General features: G+C 72.1%; 20 protein-coding genes. 12 read left to right on the top strand and 8 right to left on the bottom strand.

The features are described from left to right. Positions 1 to 24 precede the first annotated feature (24 nt). Both FHX40_RS18685 and FHX40_RS18680 read right to left on the bottom strand, forming a co-directional pair. Positions 25 to 1,401: a coiled-coil domain-containing protein gene (locus tag FHX40_RS18685; RefSeq protein WP_142260820.1), complete on the bottom strand. Its 1,377-nt coding sequence runs from the start codon at positions 1,399 to 1,401 to the stop codon at positions 25 to 27. Between the two features lie 82 nt (positions 1,402 to 1,483). Continuing rightward, a complete protein-coding gene (locus FHX40_RS18680) occupies positions 1,484 to 2,707 on the bottom strand; it encodes a class I SAM-dependent methyltransferase (RefSeq protein WP_142260819.1) in 1,224 nt (407 codons plus the stop codon). Positions 2,708 to 3,093: 386 nt separating this feature from the next. On the opposite strand from FHX40_RS18680, the gene FHX40_RS18675 reads away from it, so the two are divergent. The 6 genes from FHX40_RS18675 to FHX40_RS18650 all read left to right on the top strand — a co-directional run bounded on the left by FHX40_RS18675 (position 3,094) and on the right by FHX40_RS18650 (position 9,401). Beyond that, the gene (locus FHX40_RS18675; RefSeq protein WP_142260818.1) at positions 3,094 to 3,681 is read left to right on the top strand and encodes a hypothetical protein; all 588 of its coding nucleotides are present in this window, start codon (positions 3,094 to 3,096) and stop codon (positions 3,679 to 3,681) included. A gap of 592 nt (positions 3,682 to 4,273) precedes the next feature. Beyond that, positions 4,274 to 4,528, top strand: coding sequence for a hypothetical protein (locus FHX40_RS18670; RefSeq protein ID WP_142260817.1), 255 nt, complete (start codon positions 4,274 to 4,276; stop codon positions 4,526 to 4,528). Positions 4,529 to 4,978: 450 nt separating this feature from the next. Further along, a complete protein-coding gene (locus FHX40_RS18665) occupies positions 4,979 to 5,293 on the top strand; it encodes a hypothetical protein (protein ID WP_142260816.1) in 315 nt (104 codons plus the stop codon). Positions 5,294 to 5,703: 410 nt separating this feature from the next. Continuing rightward, on the top strand, positions 5,704 to 6,015 hold the full coding sequence (gene groES / locus FHX40_RS18660) for a co-chaperone GroES (RefSeq protein ID WP_067129946.1): 312 nt from the start codon (positions 5,704 to 5,706) through the stop codon (positions 6,013 to 6,015). Positions 6,016 to 6,322: 307 nt separating this feature from the next. Then, positions 6,323 to 7,945, top strand: coding sequence for a chaperonin GroEL (gene groL, locus FHX40_RS18655; protein WP_142260815.1), 1,623 nt, complete (start codon positions 6,323 to 6,325; stop codon positions 7,943 to 7,945). Positions 7,946 to 8,345: 400 nt separating this feature from the next. Next, positions 8,346 to 9,401, top strand: coding sequence for a helix-turn-helix transcriptional regulator (locus FHX40_RS18650; RefSeq protein WP_142260814.1), 1,056 nt, complete (start codon positions 8,346 to 8,348; stop codon positions 9,399 to 9,401). Positions 9,402 to 9,439: 38 nt separating this feature from the next. Here FHX40_RS18650 and FHX40_RS18645 read toward each other — a convergent pair whose 3' ends face one another. Then, positions 9,440 to 9,625 (bottom strand): hypothetical protein, encoded by a 186-nt coding sequence (locus FHX40_RS18645; RefSeq protein WP_142260813.1) that lies wholly within the window; start codon positions 9,623 to 9,625, stop codon positions 9,440 to 9,442. Between the two features lie 215 nt (positions 9,626 to 9,840). On the opposite strand from FHX40_RS18645, the gene FHX40_RS18640 reads away from it, so the two are divergent. Beyond that, positions 9,841 to 10,218, top strand: a complete 378-nt coding sequence (locus tag FHX40_RS18640; RefSeq protein ID WP_189136295.1) for a DUF5319 domain-containing protein — start codon at positions 9,841 to 9,843, stop codon at positions 10,216 to 10,218. Positions 10,219 to 10,393: 175 nt separating this feature from the next. On the opposite strand, the gene FHX40_RS18635 is transcribed toward FHX40_RS18640, so the two are convergent. Continuing rightward, positions 10,394 to 11,017: a sigma-70 family RNA polymerase sigma factor gene (locus FHX40_RS18635; protein ID WP_142260812.1), complete on the bottom strand. Its 624-nt coding sequence runs from the start codon at positions 11,015 to 11,017 to the stop codon at positions 10,394 to 10,396. A gap of 1,269 nt (positions 11,018 to 12,286) precedes the next feature. Between FHX40_RS18635 and guaB the strand changes: the two genes are divergently transcribed. Together guaB and FHX40_RS18625 are read left to right on the top strand one after the other, a co-directional pair. Beyond that, positions 12,287 to 13,768, top strand: a complete 1,482-nt coding sequence (gene guaB, locus FHX40_RS18630; protein WP_142260811.1) for an IMP dehydrogenase — start codon at positions 12,287 to 12,289, stop codon at positions 13,766 to 13,768. Positions 13,769 to 13,825: 57 nt separating this feature from the next. Beyond that, a complete protein-coding gene (locus tag FHX40_RS18625) occupies positions 13,826 to 14,947 on the top strand; it encodes a GuaB3 family IMP dehydrogenase-related protein (protein WP_189136294.1) in 1,122 nt (373 codons plus the stop codon). 42 nt (positions 14,948 to 14,989) lie between these two features. Here FHX40_RS18625 and nagA read toward each other — a convergent pair whose 3' ends face one another. Beyond that, the gene (gene nagA / locus FHX40_RS18620) at positions 14,990 to 16,126 is read right to left on the bottom strand and encodes an N-acetylglucosamine-6-phosphate deacetylase (protein ID WP_142260810.1); all 1,137 of its coding nucleotides are present in this window, start codon (positions 16,124 to 16,126) and stop codon (positions 14,990 to 14,992) included. Between the two features lie 191 nt (positions 16,127 to 16,317). Here nagA and glpD point away from each other — a divergent pair, with 191 nt between their 5' ends. The 3 genes from glpD (at position 16,318) to FHX40_RS18605 (ending at position 21,026) form a co-directional block, all read left to right on the top strand. Further along, the gene (gene glpD, locus FHX40_RS18615) at positions 16,318 to 18,063 is read left to right on the top strand and encodes a glycerol-3-phosphate dehydrogenase (protein WP_142260809.1); all 1,746 of its coding nucleotides are present in this window, start codon (positions 16,318 to 16,320) and stop codon (positions 18,061 to 18,063) included. Between the two features lie 48 nt (positions 18,064 to 18,111). Further along, a complete protein-coding gene (guaA, locus tag FHX40_RS18610; RefSeq protein ID WP_142260808.1) occupies positions 18,112 to 19,689 on the top strand; it encodes a glutamine-hydrolyzing GMP synthase in 1,578 nt (525 codons plus the stop codon). Between the two features lie 71 nt (positions 19,690 to 19,760). Beyond that, the gene (locus FHX40_RS18605) at positions 19,761 to 21,026 is read left to right on the top strand and encodes an acyltransferase family protein (RefSeq protein ID WP_229789171.1); all 1,266 of its coding nucleotides are present in this window, start codon (positions 19,761 to 19,763) and stop codon (positions 21,024 to 21,026) included. On the opposite strand, the gene FHX40_RS18600 is transcribed toward FHX40_RS18605, so the two are convergent. The 3 genes from FHX40_RS18600 to FHX40_RS18590 form a co-directional block, all read right to left on the bottom strand. Beyond that, the gene (locus tag FHX40_RS18600; protein ID WP_142260807.1) at positions 20,957 to 21,712 is read right to left on the bottom strand and encodes a polysaccharide deacetylase family protein; all 756 of its coding nucleotides are present in this window, start codon (positions 21,710 to 21,712) and stop codon (positions 20,957 to 20,959) included. The genes FHX40_RS18605 and FHX40_RS18600 overlap by 70 nt on opposite strands. A gap of 152 nt (positions 21,713 to 21,864) precedes the next feature. Next, entirely contained in the window at positions 21,865 to 22,698 is an 834-nt protein-coding gene (locus FHX40_RS18595) for a polysaccharide deacetylase family protein (protein WP_142260806.1), read from the bottom strand. 84 nt (positions 22,699 to 22,782) lie between these two features. Continuing rightward, positions 22,783 to 24,408 carry a stealth family protein gene (locus tag FHX40_RS18590; protein WP_142260805.1) on the bottom strand — a complete coding sequence of 542 codons (1,626 nt, stop codon included), beginning with the start codon at positions 24,406 to 24,408 and terminating at the stop codon, positions 22,783 to 22,785. Positions 24,409 to 24,580: the final 172 nt, after the last annotated feature.

Genomic DNA, 24,580 nt, shown 5'->3' with positions numbered 1-24,580 from the left:
CGGCCGTGCCGTACCGGCCGGGGGTCAGTCCTTGGCCCGGGTGGGGCGGAGCAGGGCCTCGGCGAGGGCGAGCATGGTCTCCTCGAGCGCGCCGAGGCGGCGGCTGACCGCGGCGGCGAACTCGTCGCGGTCCGGCCGGGCGTTGATCGCGTCGAGGATCGGGGGCAGGCTCGCGGACGCCTCGGCGATGCGCCGCTCGACCGCTGCGAACCGGTCGGCCTGGTCGGCCTGGAGGGCGGTGACCGCCTGGGCGACGCGGGTGCGCAGCTCGCCGAGGTCGAGGGTGGCGGGCAGCTGGCCGACGCGCTGGTTCACCGCCTCGATGTGGTCGTCGACGAGGTCGAGGCGCTCGGTCACCTGCTCCAGGTGCGTGCCGGTCTCCGCGATCCGGTTGTCCACGCCGAGCATGCGGCTCTCGATCGCGAGCATGCGGTCGTCGAGGGAGGCCAGGCGGGCGTCGATGCGCCCCTCCATGCCGTCGAACCGGTCGTCCTGGCCGCCGACGCGGCCGTCGAGCGCGGCGAGGCGGCCGTCGAGGCCGGTGAGCCGGGCGTCCAGGTCGCCGAGGCACTCGTCGACGTTCTCGATCCGGCCGTGCACGGCGCCGAGGCGGCGGTCGAGGTTGCCGAGCCGGTCGTCGAGGTTCGCCTCGACCACCTCGATGCGGCCCGCCACCTCCTCGACCCGGCCGGTGGCCTGCTCGACCGCGGAGGTGAGGCTCTCCGACAGGTCGAGCACCCCGCACTCGAGCCGCTCGGTGCGCTGGGTCAGCTCGGCGACCGCCTTGTCGAGCCGGGAGAACCGGCCGGCCGCGGCCTCCATGCTCGCCTGCATCTGGGCCAGGCGCGTCGCGGTCTCGGTCATCTGGGCGGCGACCTGCCGGGTGCCGTCGAGCACCGCGTGCAGGTGGGTGAGCGCCTCGCGCACGCCCTCGCCCGCGGTGCCGAGGTCCGTCCACAAATTCGGCAGGTCGGCGACGGGCCGGACGCGCTCCTCCACGCCGTCGATCCCGGCGCGCAGCCCGTCGATGCCGCCGCGCAGGCCGTCGATGCCGCCCTGCACGGTGTCGAGGCGGCGCCGTACCGCGTCGACGTGCTCGCGGACCGCGTCCACGTGCTGGGCGAGCGCCTCGGCCCACGACGGCGGCTTGCTCGAGATGTGCTCGAGCCGTCCGTTCACCGTCTCCAGGGTGCCGCTGAGCCCGCCGAGCTCGCGTTCGCGGACCTCGCGCAGCAGCCATTCCATGCCTTCGAGCCGCTGCCGGATCTCGTCGAGGATCGCGCCCTGGGTGCGCTGCTCGTACACGTGATCCTGGGCCGCGCGGGCGAGCAGCTCGCGCATGCGGTCGCTGATCGCGGTCTGGCTTCCCGCCTGCAGCAGGGTGTGGTTGGAGTGGTCCACGCAAGGCTCCTTCTCGCCGAGGGGCGGGAGCCACGGTAGTGGCGGGCGGGCGGGTTTCTCGGCGGGCTTTGATAGATCGTGACTAGGCGTCGACGGCGCGGTTACGCATAGTCGTGCAGATCACGGCATAAGGCTTGGCGCCGATGCGGGTGAGCACGACCACCGCGCTCGCGTCACCGGCCAGGCGCAGGTCGCGGCGGAGCCGCTCCACGTCCACGGCCGAGCCGCGCTTCTTGATCGTCACCTCGCCGACGCCCCGCTCGCGCAGCGCGGCGCGCAGCCGCTTGACCGAGAACGGCAGCAGCTCGGCGACCTCGTAGCAGGACGCCCAGGGCGTGGCGACGTACCGATCGCTCGTGACATACGCGATCTGCGGGTCGAGCAGGTGCCCGCCGACCAGCTCGGCCACCTCGGCCACGAGCCCGGCCCGGATCGCCGCGCCGTCGGGCTCGTACAGGTAGCGGCCGACCGGCCCGGCCTCGGCCCGCCGGGGCTCGCCGTCCGCGGTGAGCGTCTCGCCGTACGGCAGCAGCGTGGCCCGCCGCCGGATCCGGGCGCCCGGGGCGAGGCCGGCCGGGCCGAGGGCGCCGCACCACAGCGCGGCCTCCTTCACCTCGCCGGCGAAGGACACCCACTCGGCCTCGGCGCCGTTGGGCACGTACTCGTACGGCAGGCCGGGCGCGGCCTTGACGCAGGCGGCGGCGGACCGCTCGACGAGGGCGAGGACCTCGGGCCACGGCGGCGAGTACGCCATCGGGTCGAACACCCGGCCGCCGGTGCTCCGGCGGCGGGCCGGGTCGGCGAACAGGGCCTGATAGCCGCGCGGGTCGACCTCGGCGGCGTCGCCGGTGCGCACCCGCACCTCGGTGAGGCCGAGCGCCTCGGCGTTCGCCCGCGCCACCGCCGCGGTCAGCGGGTCGCGGTCGACCGCGTCCACGGCGCAGCCGGCCCGGGCGAGCGCGATCAGGTCGCCGCCGATCCCGCAGCAGGCGTCGACGACGCGGACCGGCGGGCCGAGGGCGGCGATCCGCGCCGCCCGGTGCGCGGCGACCTCGGCCCGGGTCGCCTGCTCCAGCCCGTCCGGCGTGAAGTACATGCGCCCGGCGTCCGCGCCGAACTTCGCGGCCGCGCGCCGCCGCAGCACGGCCTGGGTGAGCGCCGCCGAGCTGAGCGCCGCGTCGTGGGTACGGCGCAGCGCGGCCGCCGCCGCGACCACGTCGGCGCCCTCGGCGACGAGCTTCACCGCGTCGTCGAGGGCGTGCCGGCCCGGTGGGGTGAGCAGCCGCAGGAAGGCCTCCAGATCCACGGGCTACGACGGTAGCAGCAGCCGAATGATGTCTGACTTGCTCTGATATATGCGAAATGCGGCTTTATTCGGGAGAGATATGGACGTGAAGTCATATATCGGGCGAAACATGCGATCAGTCCAAAAACGCTCTAGAAACCGCGGGTGAATCGATGCGGCCGTTTAGCGGTTTCTTGCCGTGGCTCGTGTTGCGGCCTGAGGCGATTGTCCGTTCTACTGACTGATGGCCCGTTCGCTGGAATCGGGTCATATCGGGGGATCAATCAGATTCATTCGGGGGAATGGTAATGCTGAGAAAGCTCGCGGTCCTCGGTGCCGCGATCACCACCGCCGCCGGCCTGGGGATGCATACCCCGGCCGCGGCCGCGGATTCGGCCGACCGGGCGGTGGAGAGCGCGTTCCAGTTGACCTGCAGCACGCCGCTGGTGATCGTCAACGGGAAGGTCGTGCGGCTGTTCCCGAACACCACGGAGAACGAGAGGACTTTCGCCTTCGTCTGCACCCTTATCCGGGGGAAGGTACGCACCACGTTCGACGCCGAAAATGACGCGACGGACTCGGGCGACACCTCCGCGACCGAAACGTCGAGCGCCGCCCAGGAGAACAGCACCTCGACCGCCCCCGAAACGAAGGCCGTGACGGCCGAGGCCGCCAAGGACGCGGCGGAGCCGGCCAAGGCGGAGGCCGACACGGCTGAGGCCGAGCCGGCCAAGGCCGAGGCCGCGAAGGAGACGGCGGAGCCGGCCAAGGCCGAGACCACCGCGGCGGACGCCGAGCCGGTCACGACCGATGCCGCCCCGGCGGCTGAGCCGGCGAAGGCGGAGACCACCGGGGACGCGGCCGAGCCGGCCAAGGCCGAGGAGGCCAAGGAGGACGCCGCCGCGGAGAGCGCAGCGGGGGCGACGAACGCGCAGCCGGCGGAGAGCGGCGCCGACGCGTCGGCGAGCGACGCCTCGGTGAGCAGCGCCGCGTAGCGCGTCGGCGAGGGCGTGTCCGCCGCGGCAGGCGGGAGCGCGCCGGGGAAGGGCGGTCCCGTTCGCGGCCTGCGCGGAACGCGTGGGGCACGTGGTCCGCGGACGCGTCCTGAGGACGCTCGTCTCGCCCGGCCTCCCGGCGGGATGAGCGGCGCTCGGGTGGCCTGTGTCAGCGTCCGGTTCGCCGGGTCCGTGTGGCCGGGCGGCCGGACGCGTCCCGGCCGCTTCGAGCCGCGTCGCCGCGCCCATGCGCCCGCCGCGCCCGGCCACGGCCATGTGGTGCACGACGGCGGGCCATTCGGCGCGAGGCGCGGAGGAAACAAACCGACGAGCCAGGAAAAATCACTGGATCGTCAGGTCTGTCGCGTTTGCGGGATTTTCTGCCGCAAACTCGAAATTTCGGGAAAGCGGCTCGTTCTTTGCTGGCGATTCGCGCAGAGCCCTTTTGTCAGGCTCTTACCCGGCGGGCCTTGTTCCGTGGACTGCTTGCTCGGTCTACTTATTGACGGCTCGCCGCCAGGAAAGAGGGCAGAGCTGATCTGAGGATCAATCCAAGATCGATCAGGAGATCTAAATGCTTAAGAAGCTTGTAGTGGCTAGCGCCACGGTCGCCGCGGCCGCCGGCCTCGGGCTCGCCACTCCGGCGTACGCCAACGGTCCCGCCGACGTCGCCTGTGTGCTCACCAACACCGGCAACACGCACCACCACACGGCGAACGGCCTCGGCATTCTCGGTGCGCTCGGTCTCTACGACCTCCTCAGCAACCGCAACGTCGACGTCAACTGCGATGTCGACAAGCAGATCAACAACAACCACCACGTCGACTCGCACAAGACCGGCCGCTGAGCGGGTTTGACAGGTCGACCGTGACGAGGGGACGACGTCTCGCGCGTCGTCCCCTTGCCGGGAGGCCGTACCCGGTGCCCGGCTCCGCGGGCTTCCGAGCCCCGGGCGGGGCGCGGTCGCCGATCGTGCCCGTGGACCGCGGGCCACGGTGGGCCGGAGAACGGTTCACCCGGCCGGCGGAGGATGTTTTCCCGGCGGGCACCGGAACGGTGTCCCGAAACCCAGGAAAAGTGGGCGGTACACCTACCGCCCTCTTTTTCTGGCGCAAATCGGGTGTTGTGGCCGGTTTCCTGGCAAATGCTGGTCGCGGACGCCCGATTGCTTTAACCGGAACTTACTTGTCGTGCTTGCTATTTCGTGCGATCCTCGCTCTAATTGTTGTCGGCTCGACCGGACGAAAATGACGGCCGGGCTGATCCGAGGATCAACCGAAATCGATCGGGAGTTTCGATGCTGAAGAAGTTCGCGGCATTCACCGCGGTCGCCGCCGCCGCAGGCATGGGACTGGCGAGCCCGGCCCACGCCAATGAGCCCAAGGACCTCGCCAAGAACGTCGACTGTGTGATCGTCGACACCGGCAACACCAGCAACCGGTCGGAGAGCGCCCTCGGCGTCCTCATCGGCAGCCTCGGTCTCTCCGACCTCCTCAGCCACCGCAACGTGAACGTGGACTGCCACGTCACCCACCAGATCAACAACAACCAGCACACGGACTCGCACGAGACCGACGCCAAGCCGGGCTACCGGTTCCGCGGCCGGCGCTGAGGTACGAGGGCGTAAGACGTACCACCGGGGGCGGCCCGCGACGGCCGCCCCCACGCTCTTCACGCCGACGTCCACAGGACGCGGCCGGTCGATCGGACCTTCGATCGAGGGGGCCGCGGCCGACGGGAATCGGCCGGCAAGAGGGCGGCGACACCGGTCCGCCCTCTTGCCGTTTTGATTACCGGGGAGGCGTCGCGGCCCGGGCAGGCCGGCAGGGACGGTGCGGGTACACGAGCACTGACCTGCGTGGCGGGTTCGGTTGACTGTGCTGACCGGCTTGCATACTGTTCCTGTTGGCACTCTCGGCCTGAGAGTGCCAACCACGCGACGAGGCAGGTCTGACACCCGCGACGGCAGGCCGCTGGTCGCCTCTTCAGCTGAGCAACGAATTCTGAAGGGGAGGTCCGATCGTGACGACCGCCACCAAGGTTCCGGTTAAGCCGCTCGGTGACCGCATCGTGGTCCAGCCGCTCGAGGCCGAGCAGACGACCGCCTCCGGGCTGGTCATTCCTGACACGGCCAAGGAGAAGCCCCAGGAGGGCAAGGTGCTCGCGGTGGGCCCCGGCAACTGGGACGAGGACGGCGAGAAGCGGATCCCGCTCGACGTCAAGGAGGGCGACATCGTCCTGTACAGCAAGTACGGCGGCACCGAGGTCAAGTACGGCGGCGAGGAGTACCTGGTCCTCTCCGCCCGGGACGTGCTCGCCATCATCGAGAAGTAAGCCCGCCGGGCCTTACCCCCATGACGTGTCGAGCCCCGGGCCGGTGCCCGGGGCTCTGATGCGCTCGATCACCTCGGCGCCCAGGTGAACCGGGGCCGGGTCCGCGCCGCGGAGTCGGAAAACGCCGCGGATGCCGGCGACAGTGCGTTCGAGACCTGCCGTGGCGGCGTTCGATCAGCGCCGTTCCATCAGCGCCGCGATGCTGTTCTGCTCAGGTGGCTCACGGTGTTCACGCGGTCACCGGACCGCCCCGGTTCCCGCGCCCGGGTTCGCGACGTGAGGCGTCGCAACGACAAGGAGTGCCTTAATGCCGAAGATCCTGGAGTTCAACGAGGACGCGCGCCGCGCCCTGGAGCGTGGTGTCAACACCCTCGCGAACGCCGTGAAGGTGACCCTCGGTCCGCGTGGCCGCAACGTGGTCATCGACAAGAAGTTCGGTGCCCCGACCATCACCAACGACGGCGTCACCATCGCCCGCGAGATCGAGCTGGACGCGCCGTACGAGAACCTCGGCGCCCAGCTCGCCAAGGAAGTGGCGACCAAGACCAACGACATCGCCGGTGACGGCACGACCACCGCGACCGTGCTCGCCCAGGCGATGGTCCGCGAGGGCCTGCGCAACGTCGCCGCCGGCGCCTCGCCGCTCGCGCTCAAGCGCGGCATCGACAAGGCCGCCCAGGCGGTGAGCGAGCGGCTGCTCAGCTCCGCCCGCCAGGTGGAGGACCGCAAGGAGATCGCGAACGTCGCGACGATCTCCGCCCAGGACCCCAAGATCGGTGACCTGATCGCCGAGGCCTTCGACAAGGTGGGCAAGGACGGTGTCATCACCGTCGAGGAGTCCAACACCATGGGCATGGAGTTGGAGTTCACCGAGGGCCTGCAGTTCGACAAGGGGTACCTGTCGGGCTACATGGTCACCGACCCCGAGCGCATGGAGACGGTGCTCGAGGACCCCTACATCCTGCTGCACCAGGCGAAGATCTCCTCGATCTCCGACTTCCTGCCGCTGCTGGAGAAGGTCGCCCAGACCAAGAAGCCGCTGCTCGTCATCGCCGAGGACGTCGAGGGCGAGGCCCTGGCCGTCCTGGTGACGAACAAGATCCGCGGCACGTTCACCTCGGTCGCGGTGAAGGCGCCCGGCTTCGGCGACCGCCGCAAGGCGATGCTGCAGGACATGGCGATCCTCACCGGCGGCCAGGTGGTGAGCGAGGAGGTCGGCCTCAAGCTGGAGAACGTCGGCCTCGAGGTGCTCGGCACCGCCCGCCGCGTCGTGGTCACCAAGGACTCCACCACGATCGTCGACGGTGGCGGTGACCCGGCCGCGATCGAGGCCCGGATCCGGGAGATCCGGCTCGCCATCGAGCAGACCGACTCCGACTGGGACCGCGAGAAGCTGCAGGAGCGGCTCGCCAAGCTGGCCGGCGGCGTGTGCGTGCTGCGCGTCGGCGCCGCCACCGAGGTGGAGCTGAAGGAGAAGAAGCACCGCCTCGAGGACGCGATCTCGGCGACCCGCGCCGCGATCGAGGAGGGCATCGTCTCCGGCGGTGGCTCCGCGCTCGTCCACGTCAGCAAGGAGCTCGACGACCTCGGCCTCACCGGCGACGAGGCCACCGGCGTGTCGATCGTGCGCCGCGCGCTGATCGAGCCCGCCCGGTGGATCGCCGAGAACGCCGGTCTCGAGGGCTACGTCGTCACCAGCAAGATCGCCGAGCTGCCCGCCGGCCACGGCCTCAACGCCGCCACCGGGCAGTACGTCGACCTGATCGCGGACGGCGTCATCGACCCGGTCAAGGTCACCCGCTCGGCGGTGCAGAACGCCGCGTCGATCGCCGGCATGCTGCTCACCACCGAGGCCCTCGTGGTGGACAAGCCGGAGGAGGAGGCCCCGGCCGCCGGTGGCCACGGCCACGGTCACGGCCACGGCCACTGATCGGCCCGGCCGCGCATGCGTTGACGTACGGCTCGCATCCCGCCGCGGGGTGCGAGCCGTACGCGTTCCCGGTGCCCGGTCCGGCGGCGCGCCCGGCGGCCGCCCTCTTCGCGGCCGGGCCCGGACGCACGGAGGGCCGGGCGGACGACCCGCCCGGCCCCCTGGTGCCGGCGGCCGTACGGGCTCGGCGGTCATAAGACCCCCTCCGCGCTCAAATGACCGCTTACCGTACGGCCGGGGACACGTACCGTAATGCTCCATCGTGCGCAGGCCGGGCGCAACGTGAGAAGCTGCAAGTGCAGCAAGCTGTATCCGATCGAGCACAAAGGCGCGGACCGGCGGACAAACAGGGGATGCCGAGTTACCATCTCGACACTCTCTGTGACACATGGAGTCGGTGATGCGCCAGGACACCCCGCCGGTGGAGGAGCAGCTGCGGCCTTTTGGTCTGAACACCTCCCAGGCCGCCGTCTACACCGCCCTGTTGCGCCTGCGGCTCGCCCGGTCGCCGGAGGTGGCCGCGGCCGTGGACCAGCCCGAGGAACGGGTCGAGCCGGACCTGCAGGCCCTGACGAGGCTCGGCGTCGTCGACTCCCACGACGGCCGCTACCTCGCCCGGCATCCGGCCGCCGCGCTGAGCCCGCTGATCGCGCGGCGGCTCGAGAAGATCGCCCAGGAGACCCGGCAGATCGAGGAACTGCTCAGCTCGGTCCGGACGCTCGCCCAGGACTACGACGCCGGCCAGGACCTTCGTTCCGGCCGGTTGACGATCGAGACCCACAGCGGACCCGAGGCGCTCCGCGCCACCATGGCCGCCGCCGCCGGGGAGACGTCGTCGCCGGAGCTCATCGCCGTGGTCCCGGATCGGCGCACGGTACGGGACCTGGCGTGCGCCTACGGCGACGAGTGGGTGCTGACCCAGCGCGAGGGGCTCGTCTCCTCGCGGGTGATCATGCCGGTGGGCGCGCCGGCCGTCCCCGGGGCACGGGAGCTGTTCGCCCGGCTGGCCGAGGCGGGCGCGCGGGTGCGGTTCCTCGACCGGCCGCCCGGCTGGTACGCGGTGATGGGCGACGAGACGTCCTGGCTGCCGGTGCGGTGGGGCGGCAACCTGCCCGACTGCGCCTACCACTTCCGGCTGGTCCGCTCGCCGCTCATGGTGGCCGTGCTGCGCGCCCTCTTCGAGGAGCTGTGGACCCGCGCCGCGCCGATGTCCCCGCCGAGCGGCAGGGAGGGGGTGGTCACGGTCCTGCGGCTCGCCGCCCAGGGGCTGCCGGACGAGGTGATCGCCCGCCATCTGGGCGTCTGCGTGCGTACCGTGCGCAGCAGGTTCGCCGAGGCGATGGCCGAGCTGGGCGTGCGGTCCCGCTTCCAGGCGGGCGTCGAGGCGGTACGGCAGGGCTGGCTGGACGGGGGCGCGGCCGTGACCGGGGCGAGGCGCCCGGCGTCACGTCCGTGAACCGCCGGGCGTCCTCCCGTCCGCGGGCGCGTCCCGGCTTACCTTGTGCCGCCGAGGGAGAGCAGCCCGCCCAGCACGCCGTTGAGCAGGCCCGTGAGCGGGTCGACCGCGAGCACGCTCGCCTGCGTCGGCGTGCCCGGCCCGGGGATGTCGGCGTGGGCGGCGGGTGTGGTCAGGAAGGCGGCCCCGGCGCAGGCCGAAAGGAGCAGAATGCGACGCACCATGTGTTCCCCCGTGTTTGATGTGCCCTGGCCGCGGTTATCGCCTTCCGTGTCCAGGGAATAACGTAACGTGCCCGATCAGTATTCCATCCCCCACCGCGATTCCAACATCATTTCCGTCGCGCGTGGCGGCGCACCCCGGGCCCGGACGGCCGAGAGGACGGTTCGATCGGCCGGACGGTCGACGAGACACCCCTCGGGCGTCGTAGTGTGGATCCGTGCTGGACGATGTCCCCCGCGACCCGTTCGCGGACGACCCCAACGACCCCGCCGCCATGCTGGGCGAGCTCGACGGTGTCGACCCGCTCACCACCGCGGAGCGCGAAGAGGCCCTCACCGACCTCGCCGACGTGGAGGTCTTCCGTGCCCTGCTGGAGCCGCAGGGGATCCAGGGCCTCGTTCTGGAGTGCCCGGAGTGTGGTGAGCAGCACTATTTCGACTGGGATCTGCTGCGCGGCAACCTGCGCCAGATGATCGACGAAGGCCGGCCCCAGGTGCACGAGCCGGCCTACCAGCCCGACCCGTCCGCCTACGTGAGCTGGGAGTACGCCCGCGGCTACGTGGACGGCGTGATCGACACCGAGGAAAGCCGCTGACCGGCGTCGCCGCCCGTGGCGGCGGACGGCCCCGGGGCGATGGCGCGCCCGCGGCCCGGACGCCGCGGGCCGTGCCTCCGGCGGGGCTGCTCGCGCGGCGGTGCGGAATCCTTCGGCGGGCCGTACCCGAGGTGCGGCAGCCGGGGCGCGCCCGCCCCGGCGCGGCGGCGCCCGGTCAGGCGATCGACTGATCGGCGAGCTGCCGCAGCCGGGCGAGGGCCCGGTGCTGTGCGACCCGTACCGCGCCCGCCGACATGCCCAGCACGTTCCCGGTCTCCTCCGCGGACAGCCCTGACACCACGCGCAGCATGAGCAGCTCACGCTGGTTGTCGGGGAGCCGCGACAGCAGCTCGCGGGCCTGGGCCGCCTCGGTGTGCCGTACCACGGTCTCCTCCGGCCCCGGCCCCTCGTCCGGCCCGTCGGGCAGGTCCTGGGTCGGTACGGCGGAGCGCACCGAGTTGCGCAACGCGTCGGCGACCTTGTGCGACGCGATGCCGAAGACGAACGACGCGAACGGGCGGCCGATGTCCCGGTACCGCGGCAACGCGGCGAGGACGGCGATGCACACCTCCTGCGCCACGTCGTCGGCGATGTGGTAGTGACCGGAAATCCTCCCCAAGCGTGCCCGGCAGTACCGCACGACCATCGGGCGCAGCTGCGCCAGCAATGACTCGATCGCGGCGCGATCCCCCTGAACGGCGAGACTCGTCAGTTCCCGGAGGTCGGATTCCTCCGAACTCGCCGCAAGCCCTACCCCTGTTACGGCGTCGGTGACGCATCCCTCGGTCACGATACGCATGATGCCCGCCACGATCGCCGATGTCCTCATATCGGACGGCTACGGATTGGTCACATTGATGCGTCGATTGCGGACGGTAATCCGCTGAACACGAGGATGGAGGAATAAATAACCCGTCCCGGTTCTTCGCAGGAATATCCTGATGGTTTCGCGTCGTTCGTGGATCACGGCATTGCGCGGCGTCTTTTGCCTTTATCGCGCAATTGCGGGCGCGCTCCGGGGACGGTGCGATGGGCCGCGCGGGTCCCGCCCCGGCGTGCGTGCCCGCCGTCCGGTGCCGGGATGACGTGGGCCGGGCCAGGCGGGGAGGGGTGGCCGTGCCCAGCCGTTCCGCTCCGCCACCGGCGTGCGGTTTTCTCGGTGCGTGCCGGATCGGTCACCGAACGTGCGGTCGCCGTGAACGGCGTGTCCGCGCCGTGCCGTTGCGTGAAATCCCGCGCTTCGGAGAGCCGCCGGCACGATGGGAAAGGAATGCGCGGCGCCCGGCGGAATGGCGGTCGTGCCGGTGGCGGGGCGTGGCCGCGGGGCCGTGCGCCGTTTCCCGCCCGGCGCCCCGGCCGCGGATTAATCCCGTTATCGCCCTCCGTGTGTTTCCCGTCGCATATGCGGACTCCCGCGAATGTTTTCCCGCGCGCCCGCCCGCGCCCGGGGCGGGCGCCTCCGGTCCCGCTTCCGCGCCGCCCGGGCGGGCATTCCGCGGATGTGCGACGAATTGTGATCCGGCAGGACTTGAAATGGTCACTTTTCGCGGTCCGCGGCGCCGTTGCGGGTGTGTGCCGCGCGCCGTTCCGCCGGGACCTCGGTCGTGTCCGGCCCCGCCGCGGCGGGGCCGCCCGGCGCCGGGGCCGGGGCCGGGCGAGCGCGAGGTTTCGGTCAAAGCCGCCGGGGTCCGGAACCGCGACCCGCCGGACCGGCCCCGGAATCCTCGCCCCGCCGCGGCGTGTTGTGCTGGTGTGACGACCGCGCCGGACCGCACCCGCGGTCACCGGACGACGGCGTGCGGCGACGGCACAGGGCGGCGTGCGGACGGTGTGGACGGCGTTCGGGGCGGGCGCCCGGACCGCGAGGGCGTCCCGGCACGGCGGGCAGGCCGTACCCTCGGCGGCGTCCGGCACGGATCCGGCAGAGACGGGCCAGGAAAGGGGCGTGCCCGCGCCGCGGCGTGAACCGCTCGGGCGGCATGCCGCGTACCGGCGAGGCGGCCGGAGACCGGCCACTAGACTGGCCGAGGGGCTCGGGCGGCCCCATCACGGCGATAGGGGGTTGCGGATGGCGAGATTCACCGAGCCGGGGCTGACGTTCGACGACGTACTTCTCGTCCCGGCCTATTCCGATCTGCAGCCGGGTGAGGCCGACACCACCACTCGGCTCTCCCGCAATATCACCCTGCGCATCCCGCTGATCTCCGCGGCGATGGACACCGTGACCGAGGCGCGGATGGCGGTCGCCATGGCCCGCCAGGGCGGCATCGGCATCCTGCACCGCAACCTGTCCATCGAGGAGCAGGCCCAGCAGGTCGATCTCGTCAAGCGCTCCGAGGCCGGCATGGTGACCAACCCGGTCACCTGCTCGCCCGACGACACCCTCGCCGAGGTGGAGCGGCTGTGCGCCCGGTACCGGATCTCCGGCCTCCCGGTGGTCGACGCCTCCGGCGTGCTCGTCGGCATCGTCACCAACCGCGACATGCGGTTCGAGACCGACCAGAGCCGCCCGGTGCGCGAGGTGATGACCCCGATGCCGCTGGTGACGGCCCCGGTCGGGGTCTCCCGCGAGGAGGCGTTCCGGCTGCTGCGCACGAACAAGGTGGAGAAGCTCCCGATCGTCGACGCGGACAACCGGCTGCGCGGCCTCATCACCGTCAAGGACTTCACCAAGAGCGAGCAGTACCCGCTCGCCACCAAGGACGCCGACGGGCGCCTCCGGGTCGGCGCCGCGGTCGGCGTGAGCGGCGACGCCGAGGAGCGCGTCAAGGCGCTGGTCGAGGCCGGCGTCGACGTGATCGTCGTGGACGTCGCGCACGGCCACTCGCGCGGCATGTGCGAGATGATCGCCAAGATCAAGGCGAACACGACCGTCGACGTGATCGGCGGCAACGTCGCCACCCGCGCGGGCGCCCAGGCGCTCATCGACGCGGGCGTCGACGCGGTGAAGGTGGGCGTCGGCCCCGGCTCGATCTGCACCACCCGGGTGGTGGCGGGCGTGGGCGCCCCTCAGGTGACCGCGATCCACGAGGCCTCCCTCGCCGCCGGCCCGGCGAACGTCCCGGTGATCGGCGACGGCGGCCTGCAGTACTCCGGCGACATCGCCAAGGCGATCGCGGCGGGCGCCGACTCGGTGATGCTCGGCAGCCTGCTCGCGGGCTGTGAGGAGTCGCCGGGTGAGCTGATCTTCGTCAACGGCAAGCAGTACAAGGCCTACCGCGGCATGGGGTCGCTCGGCGCGATGCGCAACCGCGAGCGCGGCGGCACCTCGTTCAGCAAGGACCGTTACTCACAGGGCGACGTGTCGAACGAGGAGCTGCTCATCCCCGAGGGTATCGAGGGGCAGGTGCCGTACCGCGGCCCGGTGGCCGCCGTGGCGCACCAGCTCGTCGGCGGCCTGCGCCAGGCGATGTGGTACACCGGCTCCCGCACCATCGAGGAGCTGCGCACCAAGGGCCTGCTCATGCCGATCACGGTCGCGGGCCTCAAGGAGAGCCACCCGCACGACATCATCATGACCGTCGAGGCGCCGAACTACCACCGGCGCTGACGGGCAGGGCCCACGGGACGGTACGGCGGCGCGGACGGAAGATCGGAGAGCTAGCAGATGAGCCAGGTGGAGATCGGGCGCGGCAAGAGCGGGCGGCGGGCCTACGCCCTGGAGGAGATCGGCATCGTGCCCGCGCGGCGCACCCGCGACCCGGAGGAGGTGTCGATCACCTGGCAGATCGACGCCTACCGGTTCGGCATGCCGCTCGTGATCAGCCCGATGGACAGCGTGGTCTCCCCGGAGACCGCCATCAAGATCGGCAAGCTGGGCGGGCTCGCCGTACTCGACCTGGAGGGGCTGTGGACCCGCTATGAGGACCCCACGCCGCTGCTCGAGGAGGTCGCCACGCTGCCCCAGGAGCAGGCGACCAGGCGGCTCCAGGAGATCTACAACGCCCCGATCAGCGACGAGCTGATCGGCCGCCGGATCGAGCAGATCCGCGAGGCCGGGGTGACCACCGCGGCCCGGCTCTCCCCGCAGCGCACGGTGCAGCACTACAAGGCCGTGATCGAGGCCGGGGTGGACATCTTCGTCATCCGCGGCACCACGGTCTCGGCCGAGCACGTGTCCGGCCGGGCCGAGCCGCTCAACCTCAAGCAGTTCATCTACGAGCTCGACGTCCCGGTGATCGTCGGCGGCTGCGCCACCTACACCGCGGCGCTCCACCTGATGCGCACCGGCGCGGCCGGCGTGCTCGTCGGCTTCGGCGGCGGCTCCGGCCACACCACCCGCACCGTGCTCGGCGTGGCGGTGCCGATGGCGACCGCGATCGCCGACGTGGCCGCGGCGCGGCGTGACTACCTCGACGAGTCCGGCGGCCGGTACGTGCACGTGATCGCCGACGGCGGCATGCGGCTGTCCGGCGACATCGCCAAGGCGATCGCGTGCGGCGCGGACGCGGTGATGGTCGGCTCCCCGCTCGCCCGGGCGGTGGAGGCCCCCGGCAGGGGCTACCACTGGGGCTCCGAGGCGCACCACCCCGAGCTGCCGCGCGGCGCCCGGGTGCACGTGGGCACCATCGGCACGATCGAGCAGATCCTGTACGGCCCGAGCACGCTCGCCGACGGCTCGATGAACCTGCTCGGCGCGCTCAAGCGCACCATGGCCACCGCGGGCTACTCCGACCTGAAGGAGTTCCAGCGCGTCGAGGTCGTGGTCGCCCCGCACAACGGCTCCTGAGACCCGGACGGGGGCGGGCCGCCGGCCCGCCCCGGCGCACGGTCAGGCCGGCGGCACCACCCAGGTCCCGCGCTTCATCACACCCTCGACCGCCAGGTCGGGGGAGAGCACGACGAGGTCGGCGTCCTTGCCCGCGTCGATCGAGCCGATGCGGTCGTCCAGGCCGAGCACCCGCGCGGGCACAAGGCTCGCCGCCCGCGCCGCCTCGGGCAACCCGAGCCCGACCTCCTGCACGGTACGGCGGAACGCCTCGTCCATGGTGAGCGTGCTGCCCGCGATCGCCCCGCCCTCGACGATCCGGGCCACGCCGCCGGTCACCCGCACCGCCATCGACCCGAGCGTGTACTCGCCGTCGCCGAGCCCGGCCGCGGCCATCGCGTCGGTGACCAGGGCGACCCGGTCCGGCCCGGCCGCGGCGCAGGCGAGCCGCAGCATCGCCGGGTGCACGTGCACGCCGTCGTTGATCAGCTCGACCGTGACCCGCTCGTCCTCCAGCAGCGCGGCGACCGGCCCGGGCTCGCGGTGGTGCAGCGGCGGCAGCGCGTTGAACAGGTGGGTGGCGACCGTGGCCCCGGCCTCGATGCCCGCGCGCGTCCGCGCGTAGTCCGCGTCGCTGTGCCCGAGGGCGGCGATCACCCCCGCGTCCACCGCCCGCCGGATCGCCTCGAGCGCGCCGGGCAGCTCGGGGGCGATGGTGAGCATGCGCACGTGCCCGCGCCCGGCCGCCACGAGGGCGGCGAGCTCGTCCGCGTCCGGGTGGCGCAGCTGCGCGGGATCGTGCGCGCCGCACCTGGCCGGGGAGATGTACGGGCCCTCGAGGTGGATGCCCGCGAACACGCCGTCGTCACACAGCTCGGCGAGCACGGCCACGGCCCGGGCGAGGTCGTCCGGCGCGCCGGTGACCAGGCTCGCCACGCCCGTGGTGGTGCCGTGGCGCAGGTGGAAATCGGCCGCCCGCCGCGCCTGCTCGGCGTCCCCCGCCGGGTAGGAGCCGCCCGCGCCGCCGTGGTTGTGGATGTCCACGAAGCCGGGCACCAGGTAGCGGCCGCCGAGGTCGACGCCGCCGGCCGGGGCGGTGCCGTACCCGACGTGGGTGATGCGCCCGTCCTCGATCGTCAGCCAGCCCTCCCGCACCTCGTCGGCGCGGACGAGCCGGGCGTTCGCGAGTGTCATGCCCATGGGTCCAAGCATCACAGACCCGCGCCAGGACGTGTGCGGGGGATCACGCCAGGCCCGCGAGCAGAACGGGATTCGACTACGGCGACGGGGTAAAAGGACAGTACGGACAAGCCTGGACCGAGGGGCAAGGGTGCCGAGCTGGACAGACCGGAAGAAGGGCTAAGGACGGACCGCCACGACAGGGGGGCACGATGACGGTGCGCATGGGTACGGCAAAGCTCGGCCCGGGGGAGCGGTCGGCGGCGCTCGCGCGGATGGCGGCCGAGGAACTCGACGTGGTCGTGGTGGGCGGGGGCGTGGTCGGCGCCGGCGTCGCCCTCGACGCGGTGACCCGCGGCCTCACCGTCGGCCTCGTCGAGGCCCGCGACTTCGCCTCGGGCACCTCGTCCCGCTCCTCCAAGCTCATCCACGGCGGCCTGCGCTACCTGGAGCAGTACAACTTCGACCTGGTGCGCGAGGCGCTGCAGGAGCGCGCGCTGCTGCTCCAGCGCATCGCCCCGCACCTGGTGCGGCCGGTGCCGTTCCTGTTCCCGCTCACCCACCACGTGTGGGAACGCTTCTACGTCGGCTCCGGGCTGGTGCTGTACGACTCGCTCGGCTTCGCCCCGGGGATGACCAGGGGCGTGCCGGGCCACCGCCACCTGTCCCGGCGCCGCGCGCTGCGCCTCGCCCCGGCGCTGAAGCGCTCGGCGTTCACCGGCGCGGTGCTCTACTGGGACGCCCAGGTCGACGACGCCCGGTACGTGGTGACGCTGCTGCGCACCGCCGCGGCGTACGGCGCGCACGTCGCCTCCCGCACCCAGATGATCGGCTTTCTCCGGGAGGGCGAGCGGGTCACCGGCGTGCGGGTGCGGGACCTGGAGGGCGGCCGCGAGTACGACGTGCGGGCCCGCCAGGTGGTGAACGCGACCGGCGTGTGGACCGACGAGATCCAGCAGCTCGTCGGCGGCCGGGGCAGCATCCACGTGCGCGCCTCCAAGGGCATCCACCTCGTGGTGCCCCGCGACCGCATCCACTCCTCTACCGGGATCATCCTGCGCACCGAGAAGTCGGTGCTGTTCGTGATCCCGTGGGGCCGGCACTGGATCATCGGCACCACCGACACCCCCTGGGACCTCGACCGCAGCCACCCGGCCGCGTCCCGGTCCGACATCGACTACGTGCTCGACCGGGTGAACGCGGTGCTCTCGGTGCCGCTCACCCGCGACGACGTCGAGGGCGTGTACGCGGGCCTGCGGCCGCTGCTCGCCGGGGAGTCCGACGAGACCTCCAAGCTGTCGCGGGAGCACGTGGTCACCCACCCGGTGCCCGGCCTGGTGATGGTCGCCGGGGGCAAGTACACCACCTACCGGGTGATGGCCCGCGACGCGGTCGACGCGGTGGCGCACGGCCTCGACCAGCGGGTGCCGCCGTCCTGCACCGACCGCATCCCGCTGGTCGGCGCGGACGGCTACCCGGCGCTGTGGAACGCCCGATACCACATCGCCGAGCGCGCCGGGCTGCACGTCGCCCGCATCGAGCACCTGCTGCAGCGGTACGGCTCGCTCATCGACGAGGTGCTCGCGCTCATCGAGGCCGACCGCACGCTCGCCCGCCCGCTGGAGGGCGCGGACGACTACCTGCGGGCCGAGATCGTGTACGCGGCCACCCACGAGGGCGCGCGGCACCTGGAGGACGTGCTCGCCCGCCGTACCCGGATCTCCATCGAGACCTTCCACCGCGGGACGGGGGTGGCGCAGGAGGTCGCCGAGCTGCTCGCCGGGCCGCTCGGCTGGGACGGCGACCAGATCAAGCGCGAGGTGGAGTACTACGCCAAGCGGGTGGAGGCCGAGCGCCTCTCCCAGGAGCAGGACACCGACCAGGCAGCCGACGCGATCCGCCTCGGCGCGCCGGAGATCGTCCCGGTCGCGGTGCCGGAGCGGCGAGCGGCAAGCTGAGCGCAGGGCACCGGGCGGAGCCCCGTAAACTGAGGGTTCCACCCCGAGATGCATGGAAGGGTCGTCCCGGTGTCTGATTTCGACACGGTCCTGGTGGTCGATTTCGGAGCGCAGTACGCGCAGCTCATCGCGCGTCGGGTGCGCGAATGCCATGTCTACTCCGAGATCGTCCCGTCGACGATGCCCGTGTCGGAGCTGCTCGCCCGCCGCCCGAAGGCGATCATCCTGTCCGGCGGCCCGTCGTCGGTGTACGCCGAGGGCGCGCCGCGCGTGCCCGCGGAGCTGTTCGCCGCGGGCGTGCCGATCTTCGGCATCTGCTACGGCTTCCAGGCGATGGCGCAGGCGCTCGGCGGCACGGTGGCGAAGACCGGCGTCGCCGAGTTCGGCCGCACCCCGCTGCGGGTGACGACCGAGGGTGTGCTGTTCGCCGGGCTGCCCGCCGAGCAGACGGTGTGGATGTCGCACGGCGACAGCGTGGCCACCGCGCCCGAGGGGTTCACGGTGACCGCGAGCACCGAGGCGACCCCGGTCGCCGCGATGGAGGCGCCCGAGCGCGGCCTGTACGGCGTGCAGTTCCACCCCGAGGTGCTGCACACCGAGCACGGCACCGCGGTGCTCAAGCGCTTCCTCGACGCGGCCGGCTGCCGCCCGACCTGGACGATGCTCAACATCGTCGAGGACGCGGTGGAGAAGGTGCGCGAGACGATCGGCCCGAAGGGCCGGGCGATCTGCGGGCTGTCCGGCGGGGTCGACTCGGCGGTGGCCGCCGCGATCGTGCAGCGGGCCATCGGCGACCGGCTCACCTGCGTGTTCGTCGACCACGGGCTGCTGCGCAAGGGCGAGGCCGAGCAGGTCGAGCGCGACTTCGTCGCCGCCACCGGGGTGAAGCTGCGCGTGGTGGACGCCGCCGACCGCTTCCTCAAGGCCCTCGCCGGGGTGACCGACCCCGAGGCGAAGCGCAAGATCATCGGCCGTGAGTTCATCCGGGTGTTCGAGGACGAGCAGCGGGCGATCATCGCCGCCGCGGACGCGCCGGTCGACTTCCTCGTGCAGGGCACGCTCTACCCGGACGTGGTGGAGTCCGGCGGCGGCACCGGCACCGCGAACATCAAGTCGCACCACAACGTCGGCGGCCTGCCGGACGACCTGAAGTTCACCCTGGTCGAGCCGCTGCGCACGATGTTCAAGGACGAGGTGCGCCGGGCGGGTGAGGAGCTCGGCCTGCCCCCGGCGATGGTGTGGCGGCAGCCGTTCCCCGGCCCCGGCCTCGCCATCCGGATCGTCGGCGAGGTGACCCGGGAGCGGCTCGACATTCTGCGCGAGGCCGACGCGATCGCCCGCGAGGAGCTGTCCCGGGCCGGGCTCGACCGGGAGATCTGGCAGTGCCCGGTGGTGCTGCTCGCCGACGTGCGCTCGGTGGGCGTGCAGGGCGACGAGCGCACCTACGGCCACCCGATCGTGCTGCGCCCGGTCACCAGCGAGGACGCGATGACGGCCGACTGGGCGCGGGTGCCGTACGACGTGCTGGAGCGCATCTCGACCCGGATCACCAACGAGGTCCGCGAGGTCAACCGGGTCGTGCTCGACGTGACGAGCAAGCCGCCCGGCACCATCGAGTGGGAGTGATTTGACACAAAGGCGGCCCGATTTGCCAAGAGGTGGAGTTTGATCCACCTTGTCGCGGTAAGTTGGGGCAGGTGCCTGAGACGACTCCCAGCGGCGCCACTCAGACCGCCCCCTCCGTCGCGACCGCCTCCGGGCAGCCGCGCATGGCCTGGCTGGACGCGTTGCGCGGGATCGGGGCGATGGCCGTGGTCGCCGAGCACATGCTGCCGTGGACGGCGCCGTCGCTGCGGCCGTACTGGTTCAACCTCGGCATGTACGGCGTCCTGGTCTTCTTCCTCGTCAGCGGCTACATCATCCCCGCGTCCCTGGAGCACCGGGGCGACGTGCGGACGTTCTGGGTGAGCCGGCTGTTCCGGCTCTACCCGATCTACCTGCTCGTGATCGCCGCCGTGCTCGCCACGGCGTACTGGATGCCGATCCGGCCCGCGGTGCAGCGTGACCCGTCCGCGGTCGCGGCCCACCTCACCATGCTCATGGACGTGGTGAACGGCGCCGGGGTGGTGGACACCATGTGGACCCTCTCCTACGAGATGGTCTTCTACCTGCTCGTCACCGCCCTGTTCACGGCAGGGCTGCACCGCCGCAGCGGGCCGATCGCGGTCGCCTTCGGCCTCGTCGCGGTCGGCACCGGATTGGTGGTGACCGCGCCGCTCTTGCCCGGCCCGCCCGCGGCCGTGGTCTCCGCCGTGGTCTTCGTCGCCGGGCTCGCCTGCCTGATCGGCGGCCGGTGGCGGGTGCAGGCGGCGTACCTGCTCGGCCTCATGGCCCTGGTGCTGCTGCTCACCGGCGCCCGGGTGATCTGGTTCGGCGCGGCGATCCTCGCGGTGATGTTCGCGGGCACCGCGATCCACCGCTGGGAGCGGGGGACGGGCTCGCTCTGGCCGGTGGCCGCGGTGGCGGTGCTCGTCGGCGTCGCCCCGGTCTGGGCGCCCCAGGCGGGCTGGTGGTGGGTACGGCCCGGCCCCTGGCTCACCACGCTCGCGCTGGCCGCGGCGACGTTCGCGGGCGCGATGGCGCTGCGGCGCCGGCGGGTGCCGCGGGCGCTCGTGTGGCTGGGGCTGATCAGCTACTCGGTCTACCTGCTGCACCACCCGCTGCTGCGGTGGGTGCCGGAGATCGTGGGCGACGTGCGCACCGCGGACGCGGCCGTGCAGGCCGCGGTGATCGCCGGGTACCTGGCGGTCGTGCTCGTGCTGAGCCGGCTCACCTACGGGCTCGTCGAGCTGCCCATGCAGCGCCTCGGCCGCCGCATCGGCGCCCGGATCGCTCAGCGCGGGAAGCTCGCCCCCGGGGCGAGCCTGCCCGGGCCCGCCAGGGCCGAGACCGTCACCAGGTGATAGCCCCGCTTCCGCAGCTCGCGCAGCACGCGCGGTATCGCCTTGACGGTCTGCGGTACCACGTCGTGCATGAGGATCACCCCGTTCGGCCTGGCGAGCCGCAGCACGGTGTCGCCGATCCTGCGGGTGTCGCGCAGCGACCAGTCGAGGGTGGTGCCGGTCCACAGCACCTGCGCGAGCCCGAGCCTCCCGGCGGCGGCGCGCACCCGGGCGTCGGTGTGGCCGTACGGCGGCCGCATGAGCCGCGGGCGCCTGCCGATCGCCCGGCGGAGGACGTCCTGGGTACGGCTCAGCTCCTCGGTGAGCTCGAAGTCGGGCAGCGCGGGCAGGGATTGGTGGCTGTAGGAGTGATTGCCGATCTCGTGGCCCTCCCGGGCGATCCGGCGCGCGAGCTTTCGCCGTTCCTCGACCCGCTTGCCGACGAGGAAGAACGTCGCCTTGGCCTTGTGCTTCTTCAGCGTGTCGAGCAGCCGGGCGGTGTACGGCCCCGGGCCGTCGTCGAAGGTGAGCGCGATGCACTTCACCTTCGCGCAGTCCACCCGGGCGGCCGCGGGCTTGGCCGAGGCGGCGGCCGCGGGACTGGCCGAGGCGGCCGGCGCGGCGGACGCCTGCGCGGGCAGCGCGAGGGCGGCGGGGGCCGAGGCGACGGCGGCGAGCGCGAGGGCGGCGACAGGACGCTTGACCATGATCATGATCATTCCACGATGGCGCGCGGGGAGGGGACCGCTTCCGGAACGGAACCGCGGCCGGCGAGGATCGCGCGCCGCGACCGGCCCGCCCGGGGAACCGGCGGCCGGTCGCGGCGGTGCGGCGCCACGGCGCCTCGCCGTACGCCGGGTCAGTCGTTGGGCTGGACCAGCGGGGTGTCCTCGGGGCTGATCGTGGCGTCCGCCGGCCACACCTCGCCCGGCTTCAGCTTCCTGCCGCGCAGCAGCGAGTCGACGGTCACCACGTGGAAGCCCCGCTTCTTCAGCGCGGTGAGCAGGCGGGGCATCACGTCGACGGTCGCGTCCACCCAGTCGTGCATCAGCACGACCGAGTCACGCCGGGCGCCCTTCAGCACCTCCCGGTAGATCGCGTCCTGGTTCCGGCTCGCCCAGTCGTGCGACGTGGTGTTCCACAGGATGATCGGCAGGCCGAGCTCGGTGGCGATCTGTTGGACCTTGTCGTTGTAGAGGCCGTACGGCGGCCGCAGCGTGGTCGGGTACTTGCCGGTGAGCTTGTGCACCAGCCGCTGGGTCTCGACGATCTCCGAGCGGATCCGCTCCTCGTCGATCTTGGTGAAGTCGGGGTGGCGGTAGCTGTGGTTGCCGAGCTGGTGGCCCTCCTTCGCGATGCGCTTGGCCAGCTCGGGCCGGGCCTTGACGTACTGGCCCTCGAGGAAGAACGTCGCCTTGGCGTTGTGCTTCTTGAGGGTGTCGAGCAGCGTGCCCACCCGCTTGCCCGGGCCGTCGTCGAAGGTGAGCGCGATGCACTTCACCTTCGCGCAGTCCACCGGCCGCGCCTTCTTTTTCTTCTTCGTGGTCGCCTGCTCGGCCGGCTTCTTCTCGGTCGCCTTGGTGGTTCCGGCGCCGGCCTCCGGGGCGGCGGCCACGCTCCACGCCGGGGTGGTGGGTGCGCAGACGGCGGCGATCAGCGCGAGACATGTCGCGGCCCTGATCGGCAGTCGCATGACGGAACACTCCTCAAGTCGGGGGTAACTCGGGACGCTTTGCTGTTTTTACGGCACTTTGTTCACTTTGGTAAGCCCAGCATCCTACCTTTCCCACGGAGCGGGCGTCGGGTAGTACGCCTCGAGAAAGCTCCGCAGCAGCGCGTCCTGCTCCGGCGTGGTCGGCGCGGTGTCGTTGAGGCAGAACGTGTCGTGCTGCCGCAGCGCGAGCATGTTCCGCAGCTTGCGCCGGGTGCGGTGGAGCGCGAGGTCCACGTAGGTGTAGCCGATCGTCCCCGGTACGGCCCGGCCGGTCAGGTAGCCGTAGTAGTGCGCGAGCGAGGAGACCACCGAGATGTCGGTGCAGTCGCGGAACCGGTGGGAGGCGGTGGCCGCGAACTGCTCGGCGAACCGCTCCTCCAGCTCCGCGAGCAGGCTGCGCCGCAGCGCGTACGGCGCGTGCCGCATCTTCAGCGTCAGCGTGCGCCCGGTGAGGTCCTCGAGCAGCCGCCGGTTGTTCATGCCGGCCGCGTGCACCGGCGACTCCTCGGCCTCCGGCGTGCCGAACGGCACCGGCACCGCCGAGGGGAAGAACCGGGTGATCCCGTTCGCCTCGAAGAACGTGCTCGGCGGCAGCGGGCGGCCGAGGAAGAAGTCGTCGTTGAGGTAGAGGAAGTGCTCGCTCAGCCCGTCGATGTGGTGGAGCTGGGTCTCGATCGCGTGCGAGTTGAACACCGGCAGCACCGACGGGTCGCGGAAGATTTCCTTGTGGTCGACGACGGTGACGTCCGGGTGGCCGGTGTCGAGCCAGTCCGGGCACTGCCCGTCGGTGACGATCCACACGTGCCGGATCCACGGCGCGCACGCGTACAGCGAGCGCAGCGAGTAGCGCAGCTCGTCCCGGCTGGTGTACCGGGCCGCGCCGGCCGCGAACTCGGTGAGCCGCCCCGCCTCGGCGAGCGCCGCGTCCCGCCGGGCCCGCCACGCCGGGTCGGCGCCGTCCACCCAGGTGTAGACCGCGTCGATCGGGAAGTCGATGTCGTCCACGTGCCGCACGGTGAACTCGCGCCGGGTGCGGTACCGCCGCCCGCTCCGCCGTACCGGGGACACCAGCGGGTTGAACAGCTCCTCGGTGCCCTCCACCGGCGTGTCGTCGGCGGGCAGCGTGCGCGTGGTCGGGTTCGGCCGCGGCGCGACGAGCAGGTGCGGCCCCTCGCTCGGCCAGAACTCCAGCTCGCAGCCGTACTCCGGGCCGAGCACCAGGGTCTGCGACGGGCTGACGTAGTAGGCGGCCACCCGTACGGCGGGCACGGTGCGCAGGGAGGGCAGCGCCCGGCGCAGCGGCCGGGTCGGCCCCTCCGGGTCGGTGCCGGCGAACAGCGGCCCGGCGCCGCCCGCCCCGGTCCCGGCGGCGTCGGCGAGCGCGGCCAGGGCCCGGGACCGGTGCACCGCGGGCACGCCCACCGTGGGCGGCTGCCCGGGCAGCGGGCGGACGCAGAAGTACGGCACGCCCGCCGCGTCCAGCGTCGCGCAGACGAGGTCGAGGTTCTCCCGCATCGCCTGCAGCGGGCAGGCGTCCTGCCGAACCCGCGCCGGACGCATGCCCTCGGCGGTCCGGACCAGGACCAGCCCGTCGGGCAGCCTGCGGGTGCGGAGATCGGTGATCAGCCGTCGGACCGGCCTAGCCCCGCGGAGGTAGATCCTGCGGGCCCGGCGCACGGCTTTGCGCATCTGTCCCTCCAAAACCGTGAGTGACAGGAATGTAGCTTAGAGCGATCGCCGCCGGTCCCGCGGTTGAGCTAAAACGGATCCGGCGGTCAGGGGCGGGTCAAGAGATCGCAACGAGATCATCCGATCGTCACCGAAGGTCGACGCATGACCACGAACGGTGGCCATTCTTACC

Origin of the sequence: Thermopolyspora flexuosa, assembly GCF_006716785.1 — a bacterium.
Classification (GTDB): Bacteria; Actinomycetota; Actinomycetes; order Streptosporangiales; family Streptosporangiaceae; genus Thermopolyspora; species Thermopolyspora flexuosa.
Note: the sequence above shows the minus strand (reverse complement) of the source record. Positions and strands in the feature narration are given on the sequence as shown.